The following is a 21,074-nucleotide window of genomic DNA, read 5'->3' as shown; positions in this document are numbered from 1 at the left end:
CTTCTCCAATTTAAAAATCATCCACAAGAGCGCCTTCCGAAAGATCTTCCTTGTTTAAGATCGCCTGGATCGGGTTTTTCTCTTTTTCTTCCGGTCCCGAAAGCGAATACGCGAATTTCGCGCTCTTTACGACCCCTTCCCGATCCGACACGGTGATTTCTTCGATCTTCCCCTCGTCGTCCATTTGAATCGTATATTTCCATCCTTCCGATTGGATTTCATACGTATCCGAACTTGTTTTGCTTAATTCATATCCTTCTGCAAATGCGATTGAATCCTCGTCTTCGATTACAGCTGGTGCGAGGATTCCTTCTAAAATCACTTTATTTGAAAGAGGGCCTCGATGATCGGTTTCATTGACGCCTTCCACCGCCAGCGTGTCGCCAATCTTCCGGGCAAAAATCGACTTTTGTTCGGCTGGCCGATATTCAACCAGTTCGACAAACGTGTTTTCCGCCTTGACTTCCTGATCCCCCTTCTTCACATACGTCCACGCTCCGTATTGCGTTTCGCCTTCCTTCCAGTTTAACAACGTGGAAAGCGGATTCGATTGTCCATCTTCCACCGTCACCACAAGCGCGTCGGCATCTGCGCTTTTTTGCATACACTCATCCAGTTCCGCAATATCGGCCGGCTACTGACTTCCACATCCTGCCAACCCCAGCGCGAGCAGCGCGATCAAAACTCTTTTTATGTCCATCTTCCCTTCTCTTTCTACTTCGCCACCCACACATGGAACGCCGTTCCCGTCTTCGAATCGCACGGCATCGCAAAATCAATCGCGCCCGTGTTCAAATTGTAGGCAAGCAACCTTGTTTCTGATAAAATCAGCAGACGATCGGCGTCCAGACGATGAATATCCATGATCCGCTCCTCCTGCTCTTCCAGCTCGACAAACGAGCTCGTTCCCGTCGTTTGATCAAACAACGTGAAGCCAAACCGAAACATGTGAGTGATCGCCAGCCGGTTTTCCCCTACGTCGTACAAATCCAAGGGTCCGCTTTCCCTGATCGGAAAAAATTCGCCCGTTCCCTGACCGATATCGTATCGAAACATCGAACCTTCCATCACTTTTTGCCGCGTCGCCGGATCCGTCCAGCCCAGACAAACGCAATAAAACACATCGCCCTGACCAAGCGTATCACCAAACCAGTACGCTCCGTTTTCGAGCGCGCCCCGGTTTTCTATCGTCAGCTTTCCATCCTGCACGCTTCCTTGCAGCAGGCGGTTTTGAAACACCCGGTTTCCAAACTCGTCCACGCTTTCCTGCAAATCCGAACCAGTCATGAAAAACGGATTGTCCGCCACTTGAAAATCGTTCACAAGGACAGAAGGTTCCAACTTCACATAGTCCGTTTCCTTCAGCTCGGGCGTAAACACCGCCACGCCATTCGTATACGCGAAATAGTTGTCGTTCGACGAACCGGCCGTCGTCCACGCGCCATGCTTCGTTTTTTGAAAACGAACTTTTCCTTCGTGGAAATCGACCGAAACCACCCGGCCCGCCTCGTCGAAAAACACGACATACCGCTCATGGAACTCTGCCCGGTGCACGAGTGGATTGACGCTTTTTTTCACAAGTTTCATTTCCGTTTGCGCGACGGGCACCGGTTGTCCGTTATCCATTCGATACCCGGTCACGCCATCGTAGCCAAGGATGTAAAAATCCGCCCCATCCACAATATCAAACCGTTTTGTTCCTCCACAGTCCGCAAGCAGGAAGACAAGAAGGAGAGCGAGTCCGAAGCCGGTTCTCCTTCGTCGTTTTCTCATGTCTGATACCTTTTTACAAACCGCCGGATGGACTCGGGACTCCGGTCCCAGTTCAGCCGAACCGACTCATCGTCTTTCGAAATATAAAGCAGCGTCGGGACCCGCTCGATCACATACGTCGCGGCGATTTCCTCCTTCTCGGCTTTTGTCAACGCGCTCATATCGAGATAGAAAACGAGCAAACTCCGGTCTTTCTCAAGCACCTCGTCCAGTCCTTTATAGAAGCTGCCGCAATGCGGGCAGTCGTCTTTTGAAATCAAAAGAAACGAATCCGAAAGATCTTTTGTCTTCCACTGCGCGAATGTCAATTCCATGATTCCCGTTTGCTTTCCAAATGCGGCCCGACCGATAACGATGAGCACCAGCGCCCAGCCGCAAACCGCGAGCAAAACCGGGATTCCCTTCTTCCATCGCTCCATTTTTCCCTCTCCTCTTTTTAAATTCCTCAAAGAACGACCGAAGACGTGTACAATTCCGCCGTATTCGAAATCTCGAACGGGACGCCGTTACATTCCTTTTGAACGGCTTTCTCCAGCTCTTCTTTTGTCAGCGTGTCCGTTCCGCCAACCGAATACAGCTGGGTGCCGTTTTTCATCCACTTGCCAAACTTGTTCAACGATTTCGACTGCGTCAGATCCGGCGCATTGTTCTTGTCCGGGAAAAACACGTACCACGTGTTTCTTGAACGTAGATCGCTGTTTTTGTTTTTGCGGTACTGTATGAGAAAGTACGCGCCGCAGGCGACAAACAGCCCGAAGATGACAACGCCTAAAACGATTGAGTTATTCATGGATTTTTCCTCGCTTTCCAACTCCATAAAACAAAATTCCCGCGCCCAAAAGCACGATCCAGAACCATGGCTGGAACTGGTACGCTTCCACAAACGTCAGCGACGCGCCCGTCATCCACTTGGCGTACGCGACGGAAAAGACGATTTCGCCAGCGACAGTCAGCAATCCCCAAAGCAAATACGTCCGCTTTTGCAGCGACAGCATGCCGCAGCAGCCAAACCCGATGAGTGAAAGGACTAGCAGAAGCCATTTTCCCGTCGCCAAAATCGTTTGATTCGTCTGGATCTGCGCCATCATTTCCTGACTCACTTCCCCTTGCAGCGAAAACAGCTGAAACAAGGTATTTTGCATGAGCAGCACGCAGCCGATATACAACACGATGGACGCCAGCCATCCGATTTGAAACATTTTCTTCATGACAAGAGCCTCCTCTTCTTCTGCTTCCTATTTTACAAAACGATATCAGTATCCAGCAATCATTTTTACTTTATTTATAATATTATAAGAAAAATAAGCCAAAAAAAGAACCATTCTTTCCATCCGTCTCATTCATACCCGATTTGCGTCGGCAACTGGGAAACCTTGTGAAAAACGACGTTCCCCAGCGTGAGCACGTCCCTTTCGATCGTCGCCTCCTGCCGGGCCAGCGGGCCGTCCTCGAAAACAATCGTCGTTCCCTTTAACGTGTAACGCCCGCCTGTCGTCGTGTACTCGGACTGGGAAATGTACTCGTACGCGTCCTCCTGGGCGTAAAACGTAAGAAAATCTTTCGGAAAGTCCGCCTGCTGAAACGTCCCAGGTAAATCCGGCACCGGGTTTTCGTTTCTTTTTTTCCCGTCCGCGACGTACGCGGTCAAAAAAACAATCATTGCCAAACTAATGAGCCATCCTGTTTTCTTTTTCATCATTCAACCCTTTTCCTTTCAATAATTATTTTACAGCAATAGATCCGGATTCGAAAACACTTTTCTTTTATTGACCATAAAATCCACGATTTTTCCATCTTTTTCCGATACTGGTGTTCTATAATAAATTGCAGGAGGTATTCATGAACTCAAAAAAAGACGCAAAATTTATCACGATGGGCGAAATCCTGCTCCGGCTCACCCCGCCCAACTATGGCAAGATCGTCGTCAGCAACGTCTTCGAAGCCAACTATGGCGGCAGCGAGGCGAACATCGCTCTCGCCCTGTCCAATTTAGGCGTCGACAGCACGTTCTTTTCCGTCGTCCCCGACAACAGCCTGGGCAAGGCGGCTATCCGCATGCTGCGCAGCAACGACGTGCACTGCACGCCCGTCCTGCTCTCGACACCGGAACAAACGCCCTCGCACCGTTTGGGAACGTATTATTTGGAAACCGGATACGGCATCCGTCCAAGCAAGGTGACGTACGACCGCAAGCATAGCGCGATTTCCGAATTCGACTTTTCCACCGTCGATCTCGATTCCTTGCTGGAAAGCTTTGACTGGCTGCACTTGAGCGGCATCACGCCCGCGCTGTCGCCAAGCTGCGCCCGGTTCGTGCTCGATTGTCTGAAAACCGCGAAAGAGAAAGGCCTGACAGTCAGCTTCGACGGCAACTTTCGCTCCACGCTCTGGACATGGGAGCAGGCGCGCGACTTCTGCACCCGATGCCTGCCGTACGTCGACGTGCTCTTTGGCATCGAGCCTTACCATTTGTGGAAAGACGAAAGCGACCCGTCTTTAGGCGACTGGAAGGACGGCGTGCCTTTGCAGCCAGGCTTCGAACAGCAGGAAGCCGTGTTCCGCCATTTTGTCGAGCGCTATCCAAATTTAAAATGCATCGCCCGCCACGTGCGCACGGCGCCAAGCGTGAGTGAAAACAGCTTGAAAGCGTACATGTGGTATGAAGGACGCACCTACGAAAGCAAGCAGTTCTCGTTCCACATTTTAGACCGGGTCGGCGGCGGGGACGCGTTCGCCAGCGGCCTCATCTACGCGATGATCAAAAACTTCCCGGCGCAGGACATGGTCGATTTCGCGGTCGCCAGCAGCGTGATCAAGCACACGATCCACGGCGATGCCAACATCATCGACGACGAGCAACTCATCCGCAACATTATGGACATGAACTACGACATCAAACGATAAAAAAACGGAAATTGGAAAGAAGAAGATGCGAAATCAGAAGCGTCTTCTTCTTTTTTCCTTTTCCCGCACAAAAAGTGGAAGAATCGAATTTTCTTCCACTCCTTACTTCATTCATAAGACAGGCGATGAAATGATCATGGATCTTCGCGCGGATTTCAATATTATCCGTCCTACGCTCTCCTGTCTTGCTTAATCAGCTAACAAGGTATGGAAGCACAATCGCGCGAAATTCCTCGTCGTATCCAAGCAGGTCGCACGCTTGTTCGGCGGTGAGCCCTTGTTTGGCCATAAGGCGTTGAGCCGAGACGACAGATCTGGAAATCATTTGGTCAATTTGACGGTCTTTTTCTTCCAACCGTTGGTCCTTTTCCTCTAACTGACGGTCTTTTTCTTTCAGCTGCCGGTTGTACTCCTTGTCTTTTTTTTCAAATTTCAAATAAGCTTCTTCTTCAATATAGTCGATCACACTCCGCATCGTGATCCCTCCTTTCTTTCGCTCGTATAAATCAAATTGTTCCAAATACACATACAGCGCCTCGGTCAGCTTCCTGTCATTGGAAAAAGCCGCCAGCGTCATCAGCGTCTCCTCCACATGCTCGATTTTCCATTGTTTTGGAGGTTCGTACATCGGATGGTCCGGATCCTTCTTCCGGCTGCGCCGGATTTGCGCGCAATAGTCCGCGATGATCCGAAAATCACTTCGAATCGACGCGATTTTCTCCTCGCTCCACCACGCGATGTTTTCTAAATTCATTGTATAACCGGAAACGAAGGGTTTCAAGAAGGGCGTCTTCTCAAGCCGGGTCAAATCATCCAGGGATTTGGCGTTCCAGGCATCGTCGCCATAATGCAGAACAAATATGACACACGGAATAAAACGGGAAAGAGGGATCTCGAATGGAGCTTTCGATTTGTGAAGGATCTGGCTTCGCTGCCAAAAGTAGAGGGTGTCGCCATAGCCTAAGGCGCGTATAGGCATCGTCCAGTCGCGCCAAATCTGGTTTTCAAAGCAGACGATAAAAAGCGGGTTTCCTTGTTTGTCGAGAATCATGGCGCAAACGTCGCGGTACAAGTCATGAAGGGAGTCGTCGAATACAAAATGGCTGGGGATGTCAAGATAGCGGATCTGATTCGAAGAAATGATGGGCGCGTTGTGAAACAAAAGCAGGTTCACAAGAGAGGCGAACACATCGGGGACGCGAAGAAGCGCCTTTTGGGTGATGTCTTTGTTGGACATGAATAAGAAATTCCTTTCTATTTAGGATTTCCATGGAAAGATCGTTTTGGGATGACCCGTCGAAAGACGGGGTTGAAATATTTCATCCCGATTATAACAATTTCCCCCTAAAACGCAAACAAAAAATGATTTTTCTGTTTCACAAAAAAGCGGAAGGATTCGATTCCTTCCACTCTGTTTGTTTCTTTCACGACAACTCGAACATCCCTTCGTACAACTGATAGTACATGCCCTGCTTTTCCAGCAGCTCGTCGTGACTGCCCCGCTCCACGATTTGACCGTGATCGAGCACGATAATGACATCCGCGTTGCGAATCGTCGACAGCCGGTGCGCGATGACGAACACAGTCCGCCCCTCCATCAAGGCGTCCATGCCCTTTTCAATGAGCTTTTCCGTCCGCGTGTCGATCGAAGACGTCGCCTCGTCTAAAATGAGCACGGGCGGATCGGCAATCGCCGTGCGCGCGATGGCGAGCAGCTGCCGCTGCCCTTGCGAAAGCGACGCCCCGTCGTTGGTGATCATCGTGTCGTAGCCATCCGGAAGCCGCTCGATAAACGAGTGGGCGTTGGCCAGCTTCGCCGCCCGCTCCACTTCCTCGTTGGTCGCGTCCAGCTTGCCAAACCGGATGTTGTCGGCAATCGTGCCCGTAAACAAGTGCGTATCCTGCAAAACGATGCCCAGGCTTTTACGCAAATCGTCCTTTTGAATGAGCCGGATGTCGATGCCGTCAAACGTGATCGCCCCGCCCTGCAACTCGTAAAACCGGTTGATCAAGTTCGTGATCGTCGTCTTGCCCGCGCCAGTCGCGCCGACAAACGCCACCTTCTGGCCCGGCTTGGCATACAACGACAAGTTCTTCAAAATCGGATGGCGCGGCGTGTAACCAAAGTCGACCTGGTCGAAAACGACATCGCCCCGCACCGGAACGACTTCCATGCGGCCATCGGCTCTAGGATGGAGCCAAACCGGTTTGCCCTCCTCGTCGCCCAGCTTCACCTTGCCATCGTCGACTTCCTCTTTTTGCTCCATGAACTCGAAAATCCGCTCCGCTCCCGAAACGCCTACAAGCACAAGGTTGGACTGCTGGGTAAACTGGTTGATTGGCATCGCGGCCTGGCGCACGAACACCAAATACGACGCCAGCGAGCCAAGATCCGAAAGCCCGGTCAGCACCATCCAGCCGCCCACCAGCGTGACGATCGCGTAGTTGACATACGACAGCGACACGACCATCGGCACCATGGTTTGGGCGAACGCCTGCGCCTTTTGCGACACGTGCTGAAGGCGGGCGCTCTTTTCCTCAAACGCCTTCCAGTTCGTCTGCTCGTGGTTGAACACCTTCACGACCTTTTGTCCCGACACCATTTCCTCCACAAAGCCGTTGAGCGCGCCCAGGCCTTGCTGCTGCAACGCGAAATATGCCTTGCTTTTGGTACCCGCCATTTGGATATACACCATCATCAAGCCGTAAAACACGAAAACGATCAGCGTCAGCCGCCAGTTGAGCACAAACAGCAGCACAAGCGTGCCCGCCGCCTGAATGAACGCCTGCACCATCATCGCAAACGAGTTGTTCAGCGCGTCGCTAATCGTGTCCACGTCGTTGGTAAAGCGCGACATCAAGTCGCCATGCGCGGTCGTGTCGAACACTTTGACCGGCAGCTTTTGCAGCTTGGCGAACAAGTCGTGCCGGATCTCTTTGACGACTTGCTGCGCGGCCACCGCCATGATTTGCGTATAGCCAAGCGACGACAAGACGCCAATCAAAAAGATGACCGCCATCGCCACGATGCCTTGCACCGCCTTGTCCCAGTCGCCTGAAGGCAGCGCGTTGACGACCGGCCGGATCATGAACACGCCAAACAAGTTGGCCAGCCCCGCCAGCGAAACGAGGATCCCGACCACAAGAAACAGCTTCGCGTGACGTCCCATATACGACAACAGCGTTTTGAGCGTCTTCTTTAAATCCCGCGGACGACCGTACTTAGCCATGGTTTCTGCCTCCTTTTTTTTGCGTTTCATAAATTTCCCGATACACCGCGCTGCCGGACAGCAGCTCGTCGTGACGCCCTCTGGCGACAATTTGTCCATCGTCCAGCACGATGATTTGATCGCAATGCTCCACGCTTTGCACGCGCTGGGCGATGATGATTTGCGTCAGTCCCTCCATCGAGGCGAGCCCTTTTCGAATTTTGGCGTCCGTATGGGTGTCGACCGCGCTTGTCGAATCGTCGAAAATCAAGATCCGCGGCTTTTTCAGCAAGGCCCGCGCGATACACAGCCGCTGTTTCTGGCCGCCCGACACGTTCGTTCCGCCCTGGTCCAGACGCGTGTCGAGCCCCTCAGGCAGCCGGTCCAAAAACTCGTCCACGCACGCGATGCGGCACACCCGCTCGATGTCTTCCATCGAGGCGTTTTCGTCGCCCCAGCGCAAATTTTCCAAAATCGTCCCCGAAAACAAGACGTTGTTTTGAAGGACGACGCCGACCTGGTCGCGTAAAAACGCCAAATCGTAGTTTTTCACATCCACGCCGCCAATCGTCAGCGCGCCCGCCGACACGTCATACAACCGAGGGATGAGGGAAACAAACGAGCTTTTGCCGCTTCCCGTTCCGCCCAGCACCCCCAGCGTCGTGCCCGGCTCGATCGTCAAGTCGATGTTTTCGAGCACGTTTTTCCTGCCGGCCGCCGCGTATTTGAAGTCGACATGGTCGAAGACGATGGTAGAGTCCGGCATCGTTGTCACGGGATTTTCGCTTTGGGCAGCCAGCGGTTCGAGCAGCACCTCCTCGATGCGCCGCACGGAAGCCATGGAGCGCGTCATGAGCAAAAACACGTTCGACAGCATCACAAACGAGTTGAGAATTTGCAAAACGTACGACAAAATGCCCGTCAGCTGGCCGACTTCGAGCCGGCCCTCCAAAATCAGGCGGCTTCCCGTAACCATCAGGACGACAATCGTCGTGTACATGCAAAGCTGGAACGCCGGGGTGTTGAACAAGGCGTAGTGGAACGTTTGCCTGGTGATGGACGCGACCTCGTCGTTGACCTGGTCGAAGCGTTCAAGCTCGTAGTCGCCGCGAACAAACGCCTTGACGGCCCGAATGGCGATCAGGTTTTCCTGCACGACCTGGTTGATCGTGTCCAGGGCGCTTTGCATGCGCGGATACTGGGGCGCGACTTTGGAAACGATCCACACCATGATGAGCGCGAGCACCGGGCAGACGAAAAAAAACACGAAGGCCAGCTCGGCGTTGATTAAAAACGACATGACCAGCCCGAGCACGAGCATGATCGGGCCGCGGGCCAGCGGCCGCAATCCGCTCGTGATGGCGTTTTGCACGACAGTGACATCGCTCGTCATCCTCGTCACGATGCCGCTTGTTTCAAAGCGATCCAGATTCGTGAACGAAAAACGCTGGATGCGCGCGAACTGCTTGTCGCGCAGCAGCTGGCCCAGCTTCGTGCTCGACTTGGCCGCAAAGCGCGCGTACAGCAAGCCGGTCGCCAGCGACAGCAAGGCGCACGCCAGCATTCCCAATCCCCGGGAAACAAAAACGCCCATGTCCTTGTTCACGACGCCCTGGTCGATGATGTCGGCCATCAGCAATGGAATCAGCACTTCGAAAAGCGTTTCGATTCCGACGAAAAAAACAGCCAGCGCGAAATATTTGTGAATCGCCTTCGATTCCCTGGCAAGCAGTCGGATGGCATTCATTCGATTCATCCTCTCTTTCTATTTCTTTTCCATTATACGCAAAAAAGAAGGCGGATGCCTTCTTGATCGTTGTAAACCATAGTTTAAAGCGATTTCTTCACGTCTTTGACCGCCTCGTCCGCCGCCTTGTCGACGGCCTTTTCGTTGGCTTTGGCGTCCTTGATCGTCTGGCGGGCCGCCTCGTCGATCGCGTGATCCTGCTCGCGCTTGTTTTGACGGGCCGCTTCTTTTTGATCGCGCATGACCGCGTCGACTTCGCGTCGCTCCTCCCGGTCGAGATCTTGCTCACGCGCCGATTTTTTCTGCGCTTTCACAAACGAGTCGACCAGATCCTTGTCGGTGTCGACTGCCGCTTTCGCGACGTCCTTTTCCGCTTTCGTCAAATCCTTCTCGTCTTTGAATTGTTCGCGCGCCTCTTTTTTGGCGTCGTCGCGAACGGCTTTCGCGTCTTTGACTGCGTCGTGCTTCATTTCGTCAAAATGAATTGGTGCGCCCGTGGCGGCCGCTCCTTCCACGCGGGCGCACCAGATGTCCAGCGCGGCGATCATCACATAGAAGATGAGCGTGAAGCAGATCGGCGCGTAGCTCGAGCTGATCACGTACGCGAAAATATCCATGAAACCATACGGCATGCCCTGGTAGTACGAAGCGAACGTTCCATACGCCTGGAATACCGTGAAACAAGTATAGATCAATGACAAGATCGTCACTACATACAAAAATATACGTAGATTTTTTTCTTTTTTCATTTGACTGATCCTCCTACTTTCAGTATTTTAAAATTTTGACGGCGCGAACGCAATAAAAAAGCTTCGCCCTTACGAGCGAAGCCATGGAAGATCCGGCCGGTTGTACGCGGAGAAAAGCGACTCGTCGATCCACTTGCCAAAAGAAATCAGCTTCAGACCCGCAAACGTCAGCCGCCCCTGGCTGCCGACCGCCACCCGATCGTACTTTTCCTCGTCGACTTGGAAACTGAGGATGCCCCTCTTCGTTTGAAACACCAATTTATAAATAGACCTGCCGCTGCCAAACGCTGTTCCCTTTTTCTTGTTGATCAAAAGCGCGTTGAGCGAATCCTGATTTTGAAACATTCCTACCAACATTCCTTTCTTTCTTATGTGTTTTTATTTTACACCGTTTTCTGTAAATTGTTTCATTTTTTTCTGAACTTTCCTGCAAAACGCCATGTTCTTCCACATAAAGCGCACTTCAGGAATTGCACAAATTGCGATTCCGCCTATAATTAGGAACGAATCGACAACGAAAGGAAGGGATTCATTTGAACAAATCGCAAGTCGTCATGACCGAAGGCGCCATCTGGAAAAAGATGCTGCTGTTCGCTCTCCCCATCTTTCTCGGACAGCTTTTCCAGCAGTTGTACAACACCGCGGACTCTTTGATCGTCGGCAATTTTCTTGGCTCGCACGCGCTGGCCGCCGTTTCCAGCTCAGGCAATTTGATCTTTTTAATGATTGGCTTTTTCAACGGCATGTCCCTGGGCGCGGGCGTCGTGATTTCCCGGCTGTATGGGGCCAGGCTGTACGAGCGCATGCAGGAAACGATTTACACGACCGTCGCCCTCTCGATCGGGATCGGGATCGCGCTGACGGCGCTTGGCACGTGGCTGTCCCCGCTGCTGCTGGCCTGGATGCAGACGCCCGCCGAAGTGCTGGCGGAATCCAATTTGTATTTCAGCATTTACTTTGCCGGCTCGCTCGGCTTGATTTTGTACAACTTTTTATCCGGCATCATGCGCGCGGTCGGCGACTCCACGACACCCCTTTATTTTTTGATCGTCTCCTCCGTGCTCAATGTCGTGCTGGACATCGTGTTCATCACCCGCTTTGGCATGGGCGTCGACGGCGCGGCGTACGCCACCATCATCGCCCAGTTCGTCTCGGCGTTTTTGTCGCTGCTCGTCATGCTGCGCAAAAACGTGCCTTACCACATTCGTCTGCTGAAAATCCGCTTCTACAAAGGATGCATGGGGGAAATTTTGACTTACGGCTTGCCGACCGGCGTGCAAAACTCGATTATCTCGATCGCCAACGTCGTCGTGCAGTCCAACATTAACGCGTTCGGCCCGATGGCGATGGCGGGCTGCGGCGCGTACTCGAAAGTGGAAGGATTCGCGTTTCTGCCCATCCTGTCGTTCAACATGGCCATCTCCACGTTCGTGTCGCAAAACATTGGCGCCAACCAGTTCGAGCGGGCCGACGCCGGCGCGAAATTCGGCATCCTCTGCTCGGTCGTTTGCGCCGAGCTCATCGGCTTGCTCATGGTGCTGGGCGCAAGGCCAATCATCGCCTTGTTCGATTCCAACCCCGCCGTTGTTGGCTTTGGCGCCGACCGCATTTTCTGCAATGCCTGGTTTTACTTTTTGCTCGCCTACTCGCACGCGGTGGCGGCGGTGCTGCGCGGTGGCGGCAAGCCGGTCGTGCCCATGTACGTCATGCTCGCCTGCTGGTGCGGGTTGCGCATCGGTTTTTTGATGGTGACCGGCGCCTTGTTCCACAACATCTGGTTCGTGTACTGGGTGTACCCGCTGACGTGGGCGGCCTCGTCGGTATGCTTTTTCTTTTCCTTCCGGTCCAAGACGTGGCTTTACGACCAAAATTTCGCCCGTTACGAAGAAGCGGAGGAAACCAGCTAACGGTTTCTTCCGCTTTTCCTTTATCCCGCGATCCAAATCGAATTGTTGAGCACGATGCTGCAGGCCATCATCGCGATCGCGACGACGCAAAGAATGAGCACCGCGCCTGCCAGCAGCGAGATAAACGTCATCAGCACGCTGCCAAATCGCCATTCATCCACACTCGTCTTTTCATTCGCTTCCATCTCTTCCACCTCGTTTGTTTTAAGCATAGCATTTCCGGCTGTTTCCTCTCGGAATCGGTGTTTGTAAACATGAAATGTGAGAAAACCCTAAAAACATCTTATGATTTTGTGATGAGCCATGGAAGCGTAGGATGCCTGCGGTAAAACGCCTCTTTGGAGTGGACTTTTTTTTCAAAACTTGAAAGAAAAGCCACAAATAGCCTAGCGCCCTTTCGATTCTTTTTTTGGTTTGGACAGCAGCTCTTTCAAATACGCTGTCGATTTAAGTTGATACGTTTTTGTTTTCATGGTCAAAGCATACCATCCAAATCGAAAGATTTTCGAAACAACCGCCTAAGATTGACGAAACGGTTTCCAAAGCGGAAAAATCGGCATAAAAAAAGCCGGAACCTGTCCGACGTTCTTTTCAAATGGTGAGGCCGATGCGACTTGAACGCACACGACCGAAGTCACTACCCCCTCAAAGTAGCGTGTCTGCCGATTCCACCACGGCCTCATTACTCTTAAGAGTATACCGATTGCGTTCCGGTTCGTCAAGAGAAGTTTTCGTTTTTTCGCGTTTTCTTTAGAGTGTCATTTGAATCCCAGTCAAAAATGCGATTAAATAGAAGTTGAACGCAAAGGAGATTATTATGACAACCCAAACAAAAAAAGACCTGTGCTGGTGTCTGCTGTGGTTCGTGCTCTTTTTCGCCCTCACTGCCGCGCTTTGCGTCGTTGACGTGCAGCCGGCAGGACCGCAAAACAGCCTGATTGGACTGGCAGCCATCAACACCGCTTTTCATACGTGGACGGGCCAGACCGGACTGCTGGACAAGCTGACCGACATTCCATTGTATCTCGCGTTTTTGGAATGCGCCTTTTTCGCCGGACTTGGACTCGTTCAGCTCATCCGCGGCAAAAGCCTGCGCAAAGTCGACCCTTCGATTTACGCGCTGGCCGCCATTTACGTTTTGATGGCCGTTTTGTACGTCGCTTTCGAGCACGTCGTCATCAACATGCGCCCGGTTTTGGAAAACGGGATTTTGGAGCCATCCTACCCTTCCTCGCACACGATGATGGTCGTCACGATTTACGGCACCGGTATCGTCGCCTTCCACACGCTGTTTCCCAAAAACAAAGCGCTCAGCTTCTGGATCCCGGTCGCCAGCTTCGCGCTGATCGCGTTTGCCGTATGCGGACGGCTGCTTTGCGGAGTGCACTGGCTGACGGACATCGCGGGCGGACTGCTGCTTGGCTGCGCGCTCGTCTGGCTGTACAAAGTTTTTGTGGATGTGTTTCATTAAACTTTCCCGATTTGAAATGCTATGATGGCATTAAACAAAAGGAGAGATTCCAATGAATACAAAACGCATCGCTGTTTTCGCGGTTTCGGCCCTCATGCTGGCCGGATGCAGCAGCGCCCCGGCCTCGACGTCGAAGCCCGGCACGGAAAACGCGAAACAGGAAACAAAAGCAGAGAAACAACAAATAAAAACAGAAAAACGGGAAGATATCCGTTCGGATGTTATTGACGGCATTTTATCCGATTTGGAAAAAGATGGCTTCAAAATCGAAAAGGATTTCGACAGCGACGGCATCACGAACGCCACCATCCACGAGGCCGAAAAAGGAAAAACCGATTACGAGTTTTTCATCTTCGCCAACGACGCCGACGCCAAAGCCGGAATCCAGACGCTCTACAACGACGAACTGGTCGACCAGGACACGGACGAGGGCTCGACTTTGACCTTCTCGGACGACCAGACCCAAATCGAGGACATCGACATGGAAGACCACGAAGTGACATTGTACGTGCTCAACGACAACGTCATCGTCAAAGGCACGGTTCCGCAAGACCAGTACGACGCGATGAAAGAGCAATTTATCACCTGGGGCTTCCTGTATGGCGAGCAAGTCACCAACGAGGATATTGAAAAAACCGAGAAAAACAATTAGCATTTGAAAAGAGTGTACGTCGTATGCTCTTTTTTCAAAAACGTGAAATCAAAAAAGAAAGAAGGTACTCCTATGGAAAAAACCCTTGTCGTCTATTTTGGCGGTCAAAACCCGAGCCAGTCCACCATGACCAAAGTCGCGAAGGAAATCGCGGAAATGACTGGCGCCGACCTATTTGAAATCAAACCGGTCCACCCTTACAGCAAGAAAGAGGAAGACTGCGTCAACGAGGCGCTGCGCGAGCTTGACTCCAACGCGCGTCCGGGCATCGTCGAGCCGCTGCCCGATCTGGCCGGCTACTCCACCGTCATCCTCGGCTTTCCAAACTGGTGCGGCACCGCGCCAATGCCCGTGTTCACATTTTTGGACGCCAAGCAAAAAAACGGCGAACTGGCCGGCAAGCGCGTCGTCCCGTTTGTCATTAACGCGGGCAGCGGGCCGCAAAACTGTATAACCGATTTGAAAGCCTCCTACCCTGAAGCCGCGCTTGACGAAGGATCCAGCTTCATTTCCGGCAAATACGATTCCGCGATCCCGCTCGCTCTGGAATGGGCGCAAACCATTATGTAAACGAAAGAACCAGGATACCATACCGGCATGTCCTGGTTCTTTTTCTTTTGATTCATGCGTCCGGCTCGACAAACCACGCCGGCGCCTTGTCCTTGTATTTTCGATAAACAAAAGACTCGTCGCCTTGCAAATTCAGCTGGTACATCCGAAAGACCACCGGAATGTTTTTCGGCTGCCATTGTTCTTCGTAAGAGTACTGGTAGCGCATCCCGGCTTTTTTCATCACCCCGCCGCTTCGCACTCGATACCCTGGCGCCAAAATTCCCGGTGAAGTCCATAGCCAAGATCGTACGGCTCTTCCTCCCCCACTTGAATATAGCCAATGGGCTTGTCGTCTTCCCGCAAACAAATCGCGTACGCCCGCGCATTCGAAGCGAATCGCTCTTCGTAACACCGCACGGTTTCCGCCATCGTCCTGACCGGATACCACGGCAAAAACGTGTTGACTTCCTCGTCCTTCAAAATTTGAAACAGCGCCTCCATGTCCCGCGGCGTGAATTTTCTCAAAATCAGCCGTCCGGTTTGTAACGACGGCGCGCTCATTCGCGTTCCTTCACGATCCGCGCCACGCACTCGATACCCGTCGTATACGGAAACATGTCGACAGGCTGGATGATTTCGCAGCGATAGCCGCTTTGGGCCAGACGCTCCACATCGCGCCTGAGCGTCTTGGGATTGCACGAAATGTAAATGATCTTTTCGGGATCCAGCTTTTCGATGTGGCAGATGCCTTCCTCGCTCATGCCTTTGCGGGGCGGATCGACGACGAGCACATCGCACGCCCCGGCATACTCGCCAACGAACGCCGTGGCATCCTGACAAACATAGCGGCAGTTTTCCAACCCGTTCCACCGGACGTTTTCGTTGGCGTTTTCCACCGCCTCGGGCACGATCTCGACGCCCACCACTTCTTTGACGTGGCCGGCCATCGCCATGCCGATCGTGCCGGTTCCCGCGTACAACTCGACGCACGTTTCATCGCCTTGAAAGTCCGCCAGGTCGATCGCGGTTTGATACAACGCCTCCATCTGGGCGGGATCCACTTGAAAAAACGCCTTGAAATGCAGCTTGACCCGATTGCCCATACATCGTTCCTCGATCCAGTCGCGGCCATGCAGGACGGTGTACGTCTCGCCCAAAATCACGTTGTCGGCGCGCCGGTTCTCATTGAACACGACGCTTTGAATGGCCGGGAACCGCTCGACCATTCGAGCCGTCAAGTCGTCCAGACCGATGTTTTCACGACCGATCCACACAACTTGCGCCTCGCCGGTTTGGCTGGAAACCCGAATCATCACGTGCCGCAGCGCCTCGGCTTGCGCGATGGACAAGTGCGTCTTGATCCAGGCGAAAATCTCGTTGATCGGCCTGGACTGGATCCAGCATTGCGTCGTGTCGACGATCGTGTTGGATCGCGGGCGGTAAAACCCCATCTCGACTTGCCCGTTTTGGACGGAAACCGGAAACTGCGCTTTGTTGCGGTAAAAAAGCGGCTCTTTTGCCGGAAGGATCGGCCGCACGTCACCATCTTTGAACAAGTCGCGCATCCACTTGTTTTTGAAGCCGCACTGCGCCTCGTAGCGGACCGACTGCATCTGGCAGCCTCCGCATCGCTTCGCCACCGGGCAAACCGGATCGGTTCTCGCCTCGCTTTTTTTATGGAGCGCCACCACTTTGCCGATGGCGTATTTCGAGTACGTCTTTATGATCCGGATGTCGGCTTGCTCGCCCGGAAGAAAGTCATACACGTAGACGACTTGTCCGTCCACTTTGCATACGCCCGCGCCCAGATCCGTGAGCGACAGGCATTCCACGGTATATTGTTCATTCTTTTTCATAGCTCCATCGTAGCACAAACATCTTTTTCTTTCCCTTGTTTTTCTTTTTTGTTGCGTTTTCCCGGCAATTTCGCGCGATTCGCCGTACCATAAAACGCGAGGAGGAAAAACGATTGACTTTGAATATATAGCGCACTATAATTAAGCCTAGCACACTATATATTTCCTAGAAAGGAGCGCTTATGCCGCAAAACACCTATCCGCTCGGTTTTTTCTTTCGAAGCACGTCGCATAAAATTGAAAAAATCATGAATCGCAAACTGAAATCCATGGGCCTGACGAAATCGCAATGCGATGTCCTTTTCTTTCTTGCCAAAAACAAGGAAAACGACATCATTCAACGGGACATCGAAAACTATTTTCACATTTCCAATCCCACCGTCACAGGCATCCTGAATCGTTTGGAGCAAAAAGGCTACATCGTGCGGGAACAAAGCAAAAAAGACAAACGGATCCACCGCATCCGCTCCACGTTCGATGAAGAGGAACTGTGTGCTCAATTTACGAAACAGCGAGAATATGTGGATCAAATTCTCACCAAGGGGCTTTCCGACGAGGAAAAAGCCCAGCTGACGCTGCTTCTTGAAAAAGTCATGAACAACGTCATCGAGGAAGCAAAGGAGGAAAAAAATGATAAAGACCTTACTCTCCCATTTGAAAGAGTACAAAACTGACGCGATCAAGACGCCGATCTTCGTCGCCTTCGAAGTCATCTTCGACGTCCTGATTCCGTATCTTATGTCGCTGCTGGTCGACCAGGGCATCAACCAGCACGACATGAACAAAGTGTGGATGTACGGCGGACTCATGCTGCTGTGCGCGTTTCTGGCGTTGTGGGCCGGCGCCAAATCCGGAAAATACGCGGCCATCGCCTCGGCGGGCTTCGCGAAAAACCTGCGCGAAGCCGAATTCAGAAACATTCAAAATTTCGCGTTTTCCAATATTGACGAATATTCGACGGGCGGACTGATCACCCGGATGATGACGGATGTCACCAACGTGCAAAACTCGTTCCAGATGATCATCCGCGCCTGCGTCCGTTCCCCGCTCATGTTTCTTTTTTCCATGGGGATGGTGTTCTTTCTTTCGCCGGTCATCGGCTGCATCTTCCTTGTGATCGTCACCTTGCTCGTCATCGTTTTGTTTGGCATCATCTTCCTTGTCCGGCCGATTTTCGAGAAAATGTTCAAGAAATACGACAAGCTCAACGAGGACATTCAGGAAAACATCACCGGGATCCGCGCCGTCAAGTCGTTCGTGCGCGAGGATTATGAAATCAGCCGCTTCGACAAGGCGAGTCAGGATATTTACGTCATCAACAAAAAAGCCGAGAAACTGCTCGTGTGGAACTCGCCGGTCATGCAGTTTTCCATGTACGCCCTGACGCTGGGCATCTCGTGGTTTGGCGCCAGACAAATCGTCGGCGGCTCGATGGAAGTCGGCACGCTCATGTCGCTGTTCACGTACACGGCCAGCGTCCTCATGTCGCTCATGATGCTTTCGATGGTGTTCGTCATGGTGTCCATGTCGATTGCCAGCGCCAAGCGAATTACCGAAGTCATCACTCAGGTCAGCTATTTGGAGTCGCCAAAAGACGGCGTGCGCCACGTGGACAACGGCGATGTGCGCTTTGAGCACGTGTATTTCAACTACGCTGAAAACGACGAGAACGAATACGTTCTCGACGACATCAACCTGACGATTCCGTCCGGTTCGACATTTGGCATTTTGGGCGCGACCGGCTCGGCGAAGTCCTCGCTTGTCCAGCTCATTCCCCGGTTGTACGACACGACGAAGGGAAGCGTGAAAGTGGGCGGCGTCAACGTGCACGACTACGATTTGAAAACGCTGCGCGACAACGTCGGCATGGTGCTTCAGAAAAACGTGCTGTTCTCGGGGACGATTCTCGACAACATGCGCTGGGGCGACCCGGACGCGACCGAGGCGCAAATCGAGGAAGCGTGCCGGCTCGCGCAAGCCAGCGAATTCATCGAGCGCATGCCGGACAAATACCATACGTACATCACCCAAGGCGGAACGAACGTGTCCGGCGGCCAGCGCCAGCGTCTTTGTATCGCGCGCGCGCTGCTGAAAAAGCCGAAAATCCTCATTTTGGACGACTCGACCAGCGCGGTCGACACCCGCACCGACACGCTGATCCGGCAGGCGTTTCTGGAAAAAATTCCCGACACGACGCGGATCATCATTTCCCAGCGCATCAGCTCCATTCAGGACGCGGATCAAATCCTCGTTTTGCACGATGGAAAGATCGCGGGTCTGGGCACGCATGCGCAGCTGTTGAAAACCAACGAGATTTACCGCCAGACGTACGAGGCCCAGCAGAAAGGAGAGGACGAACAATGATTGGAAACAACTTAAATGGATTGAAACGCGTCATGAAGGAAACGATTCGCCGCTACAAGGTCCAATGCCTGATCGTCTTCCTGCTTATTCTCGTTTCGGCGATCGCCAACGTGTATGGCAGCGTCTTTTTGCAGACGCTCATCGACGACTACATCACGCCGCTGACCATCATGAGCGAGCCGGATTTCGGCCCGCTGGCGAAAGCCATCTTGTATTTGGCTTGCATTTACGGCTTGGGCATCGTGTCCACGTACACGTGGAACCGGCTGATGATCAACATTTCGCTTGGCACGCTCAACGACACCCGCGAGTCGTTGTTCAAGCACATGGAATCGCTGCCCATCGCCTACTTTGACACCCACGCCCACGGCGATATCATGTCGGTGTACACCAACGATACCGACACGCTGCGCCAGCTCATTTCGCAAAGTCTGCCGCAAATGATCTCGTCGCTGTCGATGATGGTGTTCGTCCTCATTTCCATGCTCATGCTCAGCGCCCCGCTGACGCTGATCACGATTTTCATGGGCGCCGTCATGATTTTCACAAGCCGCTTCATCACCCGCCGCTCGGGCAAGTATTTCCGCGAGCAGCAAATGACGCTGGGAGAAGTGAACGGCTTCATCGAGGAAATGATGGAAGGCAGCAAAGTCATCAAGGTGTTCACCCACGAACAGCAGTCGATCGCCGACTTTGAAAAAGTCAACGACAAGCTGTGCAAGGCGAGCACCGAAGCGAACAAGTTCGCCAACATCCTCATGCCGATCGTCATGAACCTGGGCTACGTTTCCTACGTGCTCACGGCCTTTATCGGCGCGTGGTTCGCACTGCACGGCATGTTTGGCATGACGATTGGTACGATCGCCTCGTTCCTGCTGCTCAACCGGCAGTTCACGAACCCGATCGGGCAAATCTCGCAGCAAATCAACGCCGTCATCATGGCGGGCGCCGGCGCCAACCGGGTGTACGCCATTCTCGACGCGCCAAGCGAAGAGGACCATGGCGTCGTGACGCTCGTCAACGTCCGCGACGAAAACGGACACTGGGTCGAATGCGTGGAAAGCACCGGCCACTGGTGCTGGCGGCATCCGCGTCCCAACGGCCACGTGGAGCTCGTCGAGCTCAAAGGCGATGTGCGCTTTGAAGACGTGACGTTTGGCTACACGCCAAAGAAAGTCATCCTGCATGACATTTCGCTGTTCGCCAAGCCGGGACAAAAGATCGCCTTTGTCGGCGCGACGGGCGCGGGCAAGACGACGATCACGAATTTGATCAACCGCTTTTACGACATTCAAAAAGGCTCGATCACGTACGACGGCATCGACATCAAGCTGATCAAGAAGCCGGATTTGCGCCGGTCGCTTGGCATCGTGCTCCAGGATACGAATTTGTTTTCCGGCACGATCATGGAAAACATCCGGTTCGGCAAGCTGGACGCGACGGACGAGGAATGCGTCGCGGCCGCCAAACTCGCCAACGCGGACGAGTTCATCCGCCATCTCGAGCATGGCTACAACACGGTCATTTCCGGTTCGGGCGAGTCGCTTTCGCAAGGCCAGCGCCAGCTGATCGCCATCGCCAGGGCGGCTGTCGCCAACCCGCCGGTGCTCATCCTCGACGAGGCGACGTCCTCGATTGACACGCGCACCGAGCGCATCGTGCAGGAAGGCATGGACAAGCTCATGAGCGGCCGGACGGTGTTCGTCATCGCGCACCGCTTGTCGACGATCCAAAACTCGAACGCCATCATGGTGCTCGACCAGGGCCGGATCATCGAGCGAGGCGACCACGACGACCTGATCAAGCAAAAAGGCACGTACTACCAGCTGTATACGGGCGCGTTCGAGCTCGACTAACCCAAGAGTCCCGGTTTTTCCGGGACTTTTTTCA

23 protein-coding genes and 1 tRNA gene are annotated in these 21,074 nt (G+C 53.0%); 8 read left to right on the top strand and 16 right to left on the bottom strand.

The annotated features are described in order from the left end of the window. Window positions 1–10: 10 nt before the first annotated feature. From ABNS49_RS07735 to ABNS49_RS07710, 6 genes are all read right to left on the bottom strand, one after another. On the bottom strand, window positions 11–604 hold the full coding sequence (locus ABNS49_RS07735) for a hypothetical protein (protein WP_288342227.1): 594 nt from the start codon (window positions 602–604) through the stop codon (window positions 11–13). A gap of 110 nt (window positions 605–714) precedes the next feature. Continuing rightward, entirely contained in the window at window positions 715–1,773 is a 1,059-nt protein-coding gene (locus ABNS49_RS07730) for a hypothetical protein (RefSeq protein ID WP_135979547.1), read from the bottom strand. Further along, window positions 1,770–2,192 (bottom strand): hypothetical protein, encoded by a 423-nt coding sequence (locus tag ABNS49_RS07725; protein WP_135979548.1) that lies wholly within the window; start codon window positions 2,190–2,192, stop codon window positions 1,770–1,772. Before ABNS49_RS07725 ends, ABNS49_RS07730 begins: the two co-directional genes overlap by 4 nt. A 26-nt stretch (window positions 2,193–2,218) precedes the next feature. Further along, the gene (locus tag ABNS49_RS07720; protein WP_135979549.1) at window positions 2,219–2,563 is read right to left on the bottom strand and encodes a hypothetical protein; all 345 of its coding nucleotides are present in this window, start codon (window positions 2,561–2,563) and stop codon (window positions 2,219–2,221) included. Further along, window positions 2,556–2,981, bottom strand: coding sequence for a hypothetical protein (locus tag ABNS49_RS07715; RefSeq protein WP_135979550.1), 426 nt, complete (start codon window positions 2,979–2,981; stop codon window positions 2,556–2,558). The genes ABNS49_RS07720 and ABNS49_RS07715 overlap by 8 nt, the downstream gene beginning before the upstream one ends. Before the next feature lie 128 nt (window positions 2,982–3,109). Continuing rightward, window positions 3,110–3,472, bottom strand: a complete 363-nt coding sequence (locus ABNS49_RS07710; protein ID WP_135979551.1) for a hypothetical protein — start codon at window positions 3,470–3,472, stop codon at window positions 3,110–3,112. A gap of 140 nt (window positions 3,473–3,612) precedes the next feature. Between ABNS49_RS07710 and ABNS49_RS07705 the strand changes: the two genes are divergently transcribed. After that, complete coding sequence (locus ABNS49_RS07705) at window positions 3,613–4,677, top strand: sugar kinase (RefSeq protein WP_135979552.1); 1,065 nt, start codon at window positions 3,613–3,615, stop codon at window positions 4,675–4,677. Window positions 4,678–4,870: 193 nt separating this feature from the next. Here the strand turns inward: ABNS49_RS07705 and ABNS49_RS07700 are convergent, their stop codons facing one another. From ABNS49_RS07700 to ABNS49_RS07680, 5 genes are all read right to left on the bottom strand, one after another. Continuing rightward, window positions 4,871–5,914 (bottom strand): hypothetical protein, encoded by a 1,044-nt coding sequence (locus tag ABNS49_RS07700; RefSeq protein ID WP_135979553.1) that lies wholly within the window; start codon window positions 5,912–5,914, stop codon window positions 4,871–4,873. Window positions 5,915–6,101: 187 nt separating this feature from the next. Further along, complete coding sequence (locus ABNS49_RS07695; RefSeq protein ID WP_135979554.1) at window positions 6,102–7,907, bottom strand: ABC transporter ATP-binding protein; 1,806 nt, start codon at window positions 7,905–7,907, stop codon at window positions 6,102–6,104. Beyond that, window positions 7,900–9,633, bottom strand: coding sequence for an ABC transporter ATP-binding protein (locus ABNS49_RS07690; protein WP_289642005.1), 1,734 nt, complete (start codon window positions 9,631–9,633; stop codon window positions 7,900–7,902). The genes ABNS49_RS07695 and ABNS49_RS07690 overlap by 8 nt, the downstream gene beginning before the upstream one ends. Before the next feature lie 83 nt (window positions 9,634–9,716). Next, complete coding sequence (locus ABNS49_RS07685; protein WP_135979555.1) at window positions 9,717–10,382, bottom strand: hypothetical protein; 666 nt, start codon at window positions 10,380–10,382, stop codon at window positions 9,717–9,719. Between the two features lie 69 nt (window positions 10,383–10,451). Continuing rightward, window positions 10,452–10,727, bottom strand: coding sequence for a DUF2500 domain-containing protein (locus ABNS49_RS07680; protein WP_168353523.1), 276 nt, complete (start codon window positions 10,725–10,727; stop codon window positions 10,452–10,454). Window positions 10,728–10,915: 188 nt separating this feature from the next. Between ABNS49_RS07680 and ABNS49_RS07675 the strand changes: the two genes are divergently transcribed. Continuing rightward, window positions 10,916–12,289 carry an MATE family efflux transporter gene (locus tag ABNS49_RS07675; protein ID WP_338400913.1) on the top strand — a complete coding sequence of 458 codons (1,374 nt, stop codon included), beginning with the start codon at window positions 10,916–10,918 and terminating at the stop codon, window positions 12,287–12,289. Between the two features lie 20 nt (window positions 12,290–12,309). Here the strand turns inward: ABNS49_RS07675 and ABNS49_RS07670 are convergent, their stop codons facing one another. Next, complete coding sequence (locus tag ABNS49_RS07670) at window positions 12,310–12,501, bottom strand: hypothetical protein (RefSeq protein ID WP_135979558.1); 192 nt, start codon at window positions 12,499–12,501, stop codon at window positions 12,310–12,312. A 384-nt stretch (window positions 12,502–12,885) separates the two neighbouring features. Further along, window positions 12,886–12,970, bottom strand: a tRNA-Leu gene (locus ABNS49_RS07665). Window positions 12,971–13,106: 136 nt separating this feature from the next. Here ABNS49_RS07665 and ABNS49_RS07660 point away from each other — a divergent pair. The 3 genes from ABNS49_RS07660 (at window position 13,107) to ABNS49_RS07650 (ending at window position 14,982) form a co-directional block, all read left to right on the top strand. Next, window positions 13,107–13,760, top strand: a complete 654-nt coding sequence (locus ABNS49_RS07660; protein ID WP_135979559.1) for a phosphatase PAP2 family protein — start codon at window positions 13,107–13,109, stop codon at window positions 13,758–13,760. Between the two features lie 52 nt (window positions 13,761–13,812). Continuing rightward, the gene (locus ABNS49_RS07655) at window positions 13,813–14,412 is read left to right on the top strand and encodes a hypothetical protein (protein ID WP_135979560.1); all 600 of its coding nucleotides are present in this window, start codon (window positions 13,813–13,815) and stop codon (window positions 14,410–14,412) included. 72 nt (window positions 14,413–14,484) lie between these two features. Further along, a complete protein-coding gene (locus ABNS49_RS07650) occupies window positions 14,485–14,982 on the top strand; it encodes a flavodoxin (RefSeq protein ID WP_135979561.1) in 498 nt (165 codons plus the stop codon). A gap of 52 nt (window positions 14,983–15,034) precedes the next feature. Here the strand turns inward: ABNS49_RS07650 and ABNS49_RS07645 are convergent, their stop codons facing one another. Genes ABNS49_RS07645 through rlmD form a run of 3 tightly spaced genes read right to left on the bottom strand, consistent with a single transcriptional unit; the run spans window position 15,035 to window position 16,820 of the window. Then, complete coding sequence (locus tag ABNS49_RS07645) at window positions 15,035–15,205, bottom strand: hypothetical protein (RefSeq protein WP_277820752.1); 171 nt, start codon at window positions 15,203–15,205, stop codon at window positions 15,035–15,037. Continuing rightward, window positions 15,205–15,525 carry a GNAT family N-acetyltransferase gene (locus ABNS49_RS07640; protein WP_348688154.1) on the bottom strand — a complete coding sequence of 107 codons (321 nt, stop codon included), beginning with the start codon at window positions 15,523–15,525 and terminating at the stop codon, window positions 15,205–15,207. The genes ABNS49_RS07645 and ABNS49_RS07640 overlap by 1 nt, the downstream gene beginning before the upstream one ends. Next, the gene (rlmD, locus tag ABNS49_RS07635) at window positions 15,522–16,820 is read right to left on the bottom strand and encodes a 23S rRNA (uracil(1939)-C(5))-methyltransferase RlmD (protein ID WP_135979562.1); all 1,299 of its coding nucleotides are present in this window, start codon (window positions 16,818–16,820) and stop codon (window positions 15,522–15,524) included. Before rlmD ends, ABNS49_RS07640 begins: the two co-directional genes overlap by 4 nt. A 182-nt stretch (window positions 16,821–17,002) precedes the next feature. On the opposite strand from rlmD, the gene ABNS49_RS07630 reads away from it, so the two are divergent. From ABNS49_RS07630 to ABNS49_RS07620, 3 genes are read left to right on the top strand one after another with little or no spacing between them, the layout of a single operon-like run. Next, on the top strand, window positions 17,003–17,494 hold the full coding sequence (locus ABNS49_RS07630) for a MarR family transcriptional regulator (protein WP_135979563.1): 492 nt from the start codon (window positions 17,003–17,005) through the stop codon (window positions 17,492–17,494). Next, the gene (locus tag ABNS49_RS07625) at window positions 17,451–19,184 is read left to right on the top strand and encodes an ABC transporter ATP-binding protein (protein WP_135979564.1); all 1,734 of its coding nucleotides are present in this window, start codon (window positions 17,451–17,453) and stop codon (window positions 19,182–19,184) included. Before ABNS49_RS07630 ends, ABNS49_RS07625 begins: the two co-directional genes overlap by 44 nt. Continuing rightward, window positions 19,181–21,040 carry an ABC transporter ATP-binding protein gene (locus ABNS49_RS07620; RefSeq protein ID WP_288342108.1) on the top strand — a complete coding sequence of 620 codons (1,860 nt, stop codon included), beginning with the start codon at window positions 19,181–19,183 and terminating at the stop codon, window positions 21,038–21,040. Before ABNS49_RS07625 ends, ABNS49_RS07620 begins: the two co-directional genes overlap by 4 nt. Window positions 21,041–21,074 lie beyond the last annotated feature (34 nt).

Origin of the sequence: uncultured Dubosiella sp. (assembly GCF_964018005.1) — a bacterium.
GTDB classification, from domain to species: domain Bacteria; phylum Bacillota_I; class Bacilli_A; order Erysipelotrichales; family Erysipelotrichaceae; genus Dubosiella; species Dubosiella muris.
Note: the sequence above shows the minus strand (reverse complement) of the source record. Positions and strands in the feature narration are given on the sequence as shown.

Excerpts from the sequence above, each read along its gene's own strand:
- ABNS49_RS07735 (WP_288342227.1), bottom strand. The coding sequence starts at position 604 with ATGCAAAAAAGCGCAGATGCCGACGCGCTTGTGGTGACGGTGGAAGAT.
- ABNS49_RS07730 (WP_135979547.1), bottom strand. The coding sequence starts at position 1,773 with ATGAGAAAACGACGAAGGAGAACCGGCTTCGGACTCGCTCTCCTTCTT.
- ABNS49_RS07725 (WP_135979548.1), bottom strand. The coding sequence starts at position 2,192 with ATGGAGCGATGGAAGAAGGGAATCCCGGTTTTGCTCGCGGTTTGCGGC.
- ABNS49_RS07720 (WP_135979549.1), bottom strand. The coding sequence starts at position 2,563 with ATGAATAACTCAATCGTTTTAGGCGTTGTCATCTTCGGGCTGTTTGTC.
- ABNS49_RS07715 (WP_135979550.1), bottom strand. The coding sequence starts at position 2,981 with ATGAAGAAAATGTTTCAAATCGGATGGCTGGCGTCCATCGTGTTGTAT.
- ABNS49_RS07710 (WP_135979551.1), bottom strand. The coding sequence starts at position 3,472 with ATGATGAAAAAGAAAACAGGATGGCTCATTAGTTTGGCAATGATTGTT.
- ABNS49_RS07705 (WP_135979552.1), top strand. The coding sequence starts at position 3,613 with ATGAACTCAAAAAAAGACGCAAAATTTATCACGATGGGCGAAATCCTG.
- ABNS49_RS07700 (WP_135979553.1), bottom strand. The coding sequence starts at position 5,914 with ATGTCCAACAAAGACATCACCCAAAAGGCGCTTCTTCGCGTCCCCGAT.
- ABNS49_RS07695 (WP_135979554.1), bottom strand. The coding sequence starts at position 7,907 with ATGGCTAAGTACGGTCGTCCGCGGGATTTAAAGAAGACGCTCAAAACG.
- ABNS49_RS07690 (WP_289642005.1), bottom strand. The coding sequence starts at position 9,633 with ATGAATGCCATCCGACTGCTTGCCAGGGAATCGAAGGCGATTCACAAA.
- ABNS49_RS07685 (WP_135979555.1), bottom strand. The coding sequence starts at position 10,382 with ATGAAAAAAGAAAAAAATCTACGTATATTTTTGTATGTAGTGACGATC.
- ABNS49_RS07680 (WP_168353523.1), bottom strand. The coding sequence starts at position 10,727 with ATGTTTCAAAATCAGGATTCGCTCAACGCGCTTTTGATCAACAAGAAA.
- ABNS49_RS07670 (WP_135979558.1), bottom strand. The coding sequence starts at position 12,501 with ATGCTTAAAACAAACGAGGTGGAAGAGATGGAAGCGAATGAAAAGACG.
- ABNS49_RS07660 (WP_135979559.1), top strand. The coding sequence starts at position 13,107 with ATGACAACCCAAACAAAAAAAGACCTGTGCTGGTGTCTGCTGTGGTTC.
- ABNS49_RS07655 (WP_135979560.1), top strand. The coding sequence starts at position 13,813 with ATGAATACAAAACGCATCGCTGTTTTCGCGGTTTCGGCCCTCATGCTG.
- ABNS49_RS07650 (WP_135979561.1), top strand. The coding sequence starts at position 14,485 with ATGGAAAAAACCCTTGTCGTCTATTTTGGCGGTCAAAACCCGAGCCAG.
- ABNS49_RS07645 (WP_277820752.1), bottom strand. The coding sequence starts at position 15,205 with ATGAAAAAAGCCGGGATGCGCTACCAGTACTCTTACGAAGAACAATGG.
- ABNS49_RS07640 (WP_348688154.1), bottom strand. The coding sequence starts at position 15,525 with ATGAGCGCGCCGTCGTTACAAACCGGACGGCTGATTTTGAGAAAATTC.
- rlmD (WP_135979562.1), bottom strand. The coding sequence starts at position 16,820 with ATGAAAAAGAATGAACAATATACCGTGGAATGCCTGTCGCTCACGGAT.
- ABNS49_RS07630 (WP_135979563.1), top strand. The coding sequence starts at position 17,003 with ATGCCGCAAAACACCTATCCGCTCGGTTTTTTCTTTCGAAGCACGTCG.
- ABNS49_RS07625 (WP_135979564.1), top strand. The coding sequence starts at position 17,451 with ATGATAAAGACCTTACTCTCCCATTTGAAAGAGTACAAAACTGACGCG.
- ABNS49_RS07620 (WP_288342108.1), top strand. The coding sequence starts at position 19,181 with ATGATTGGAAACAACTTAAATGGATTGAAACGCGTCATGAAGGAAACG.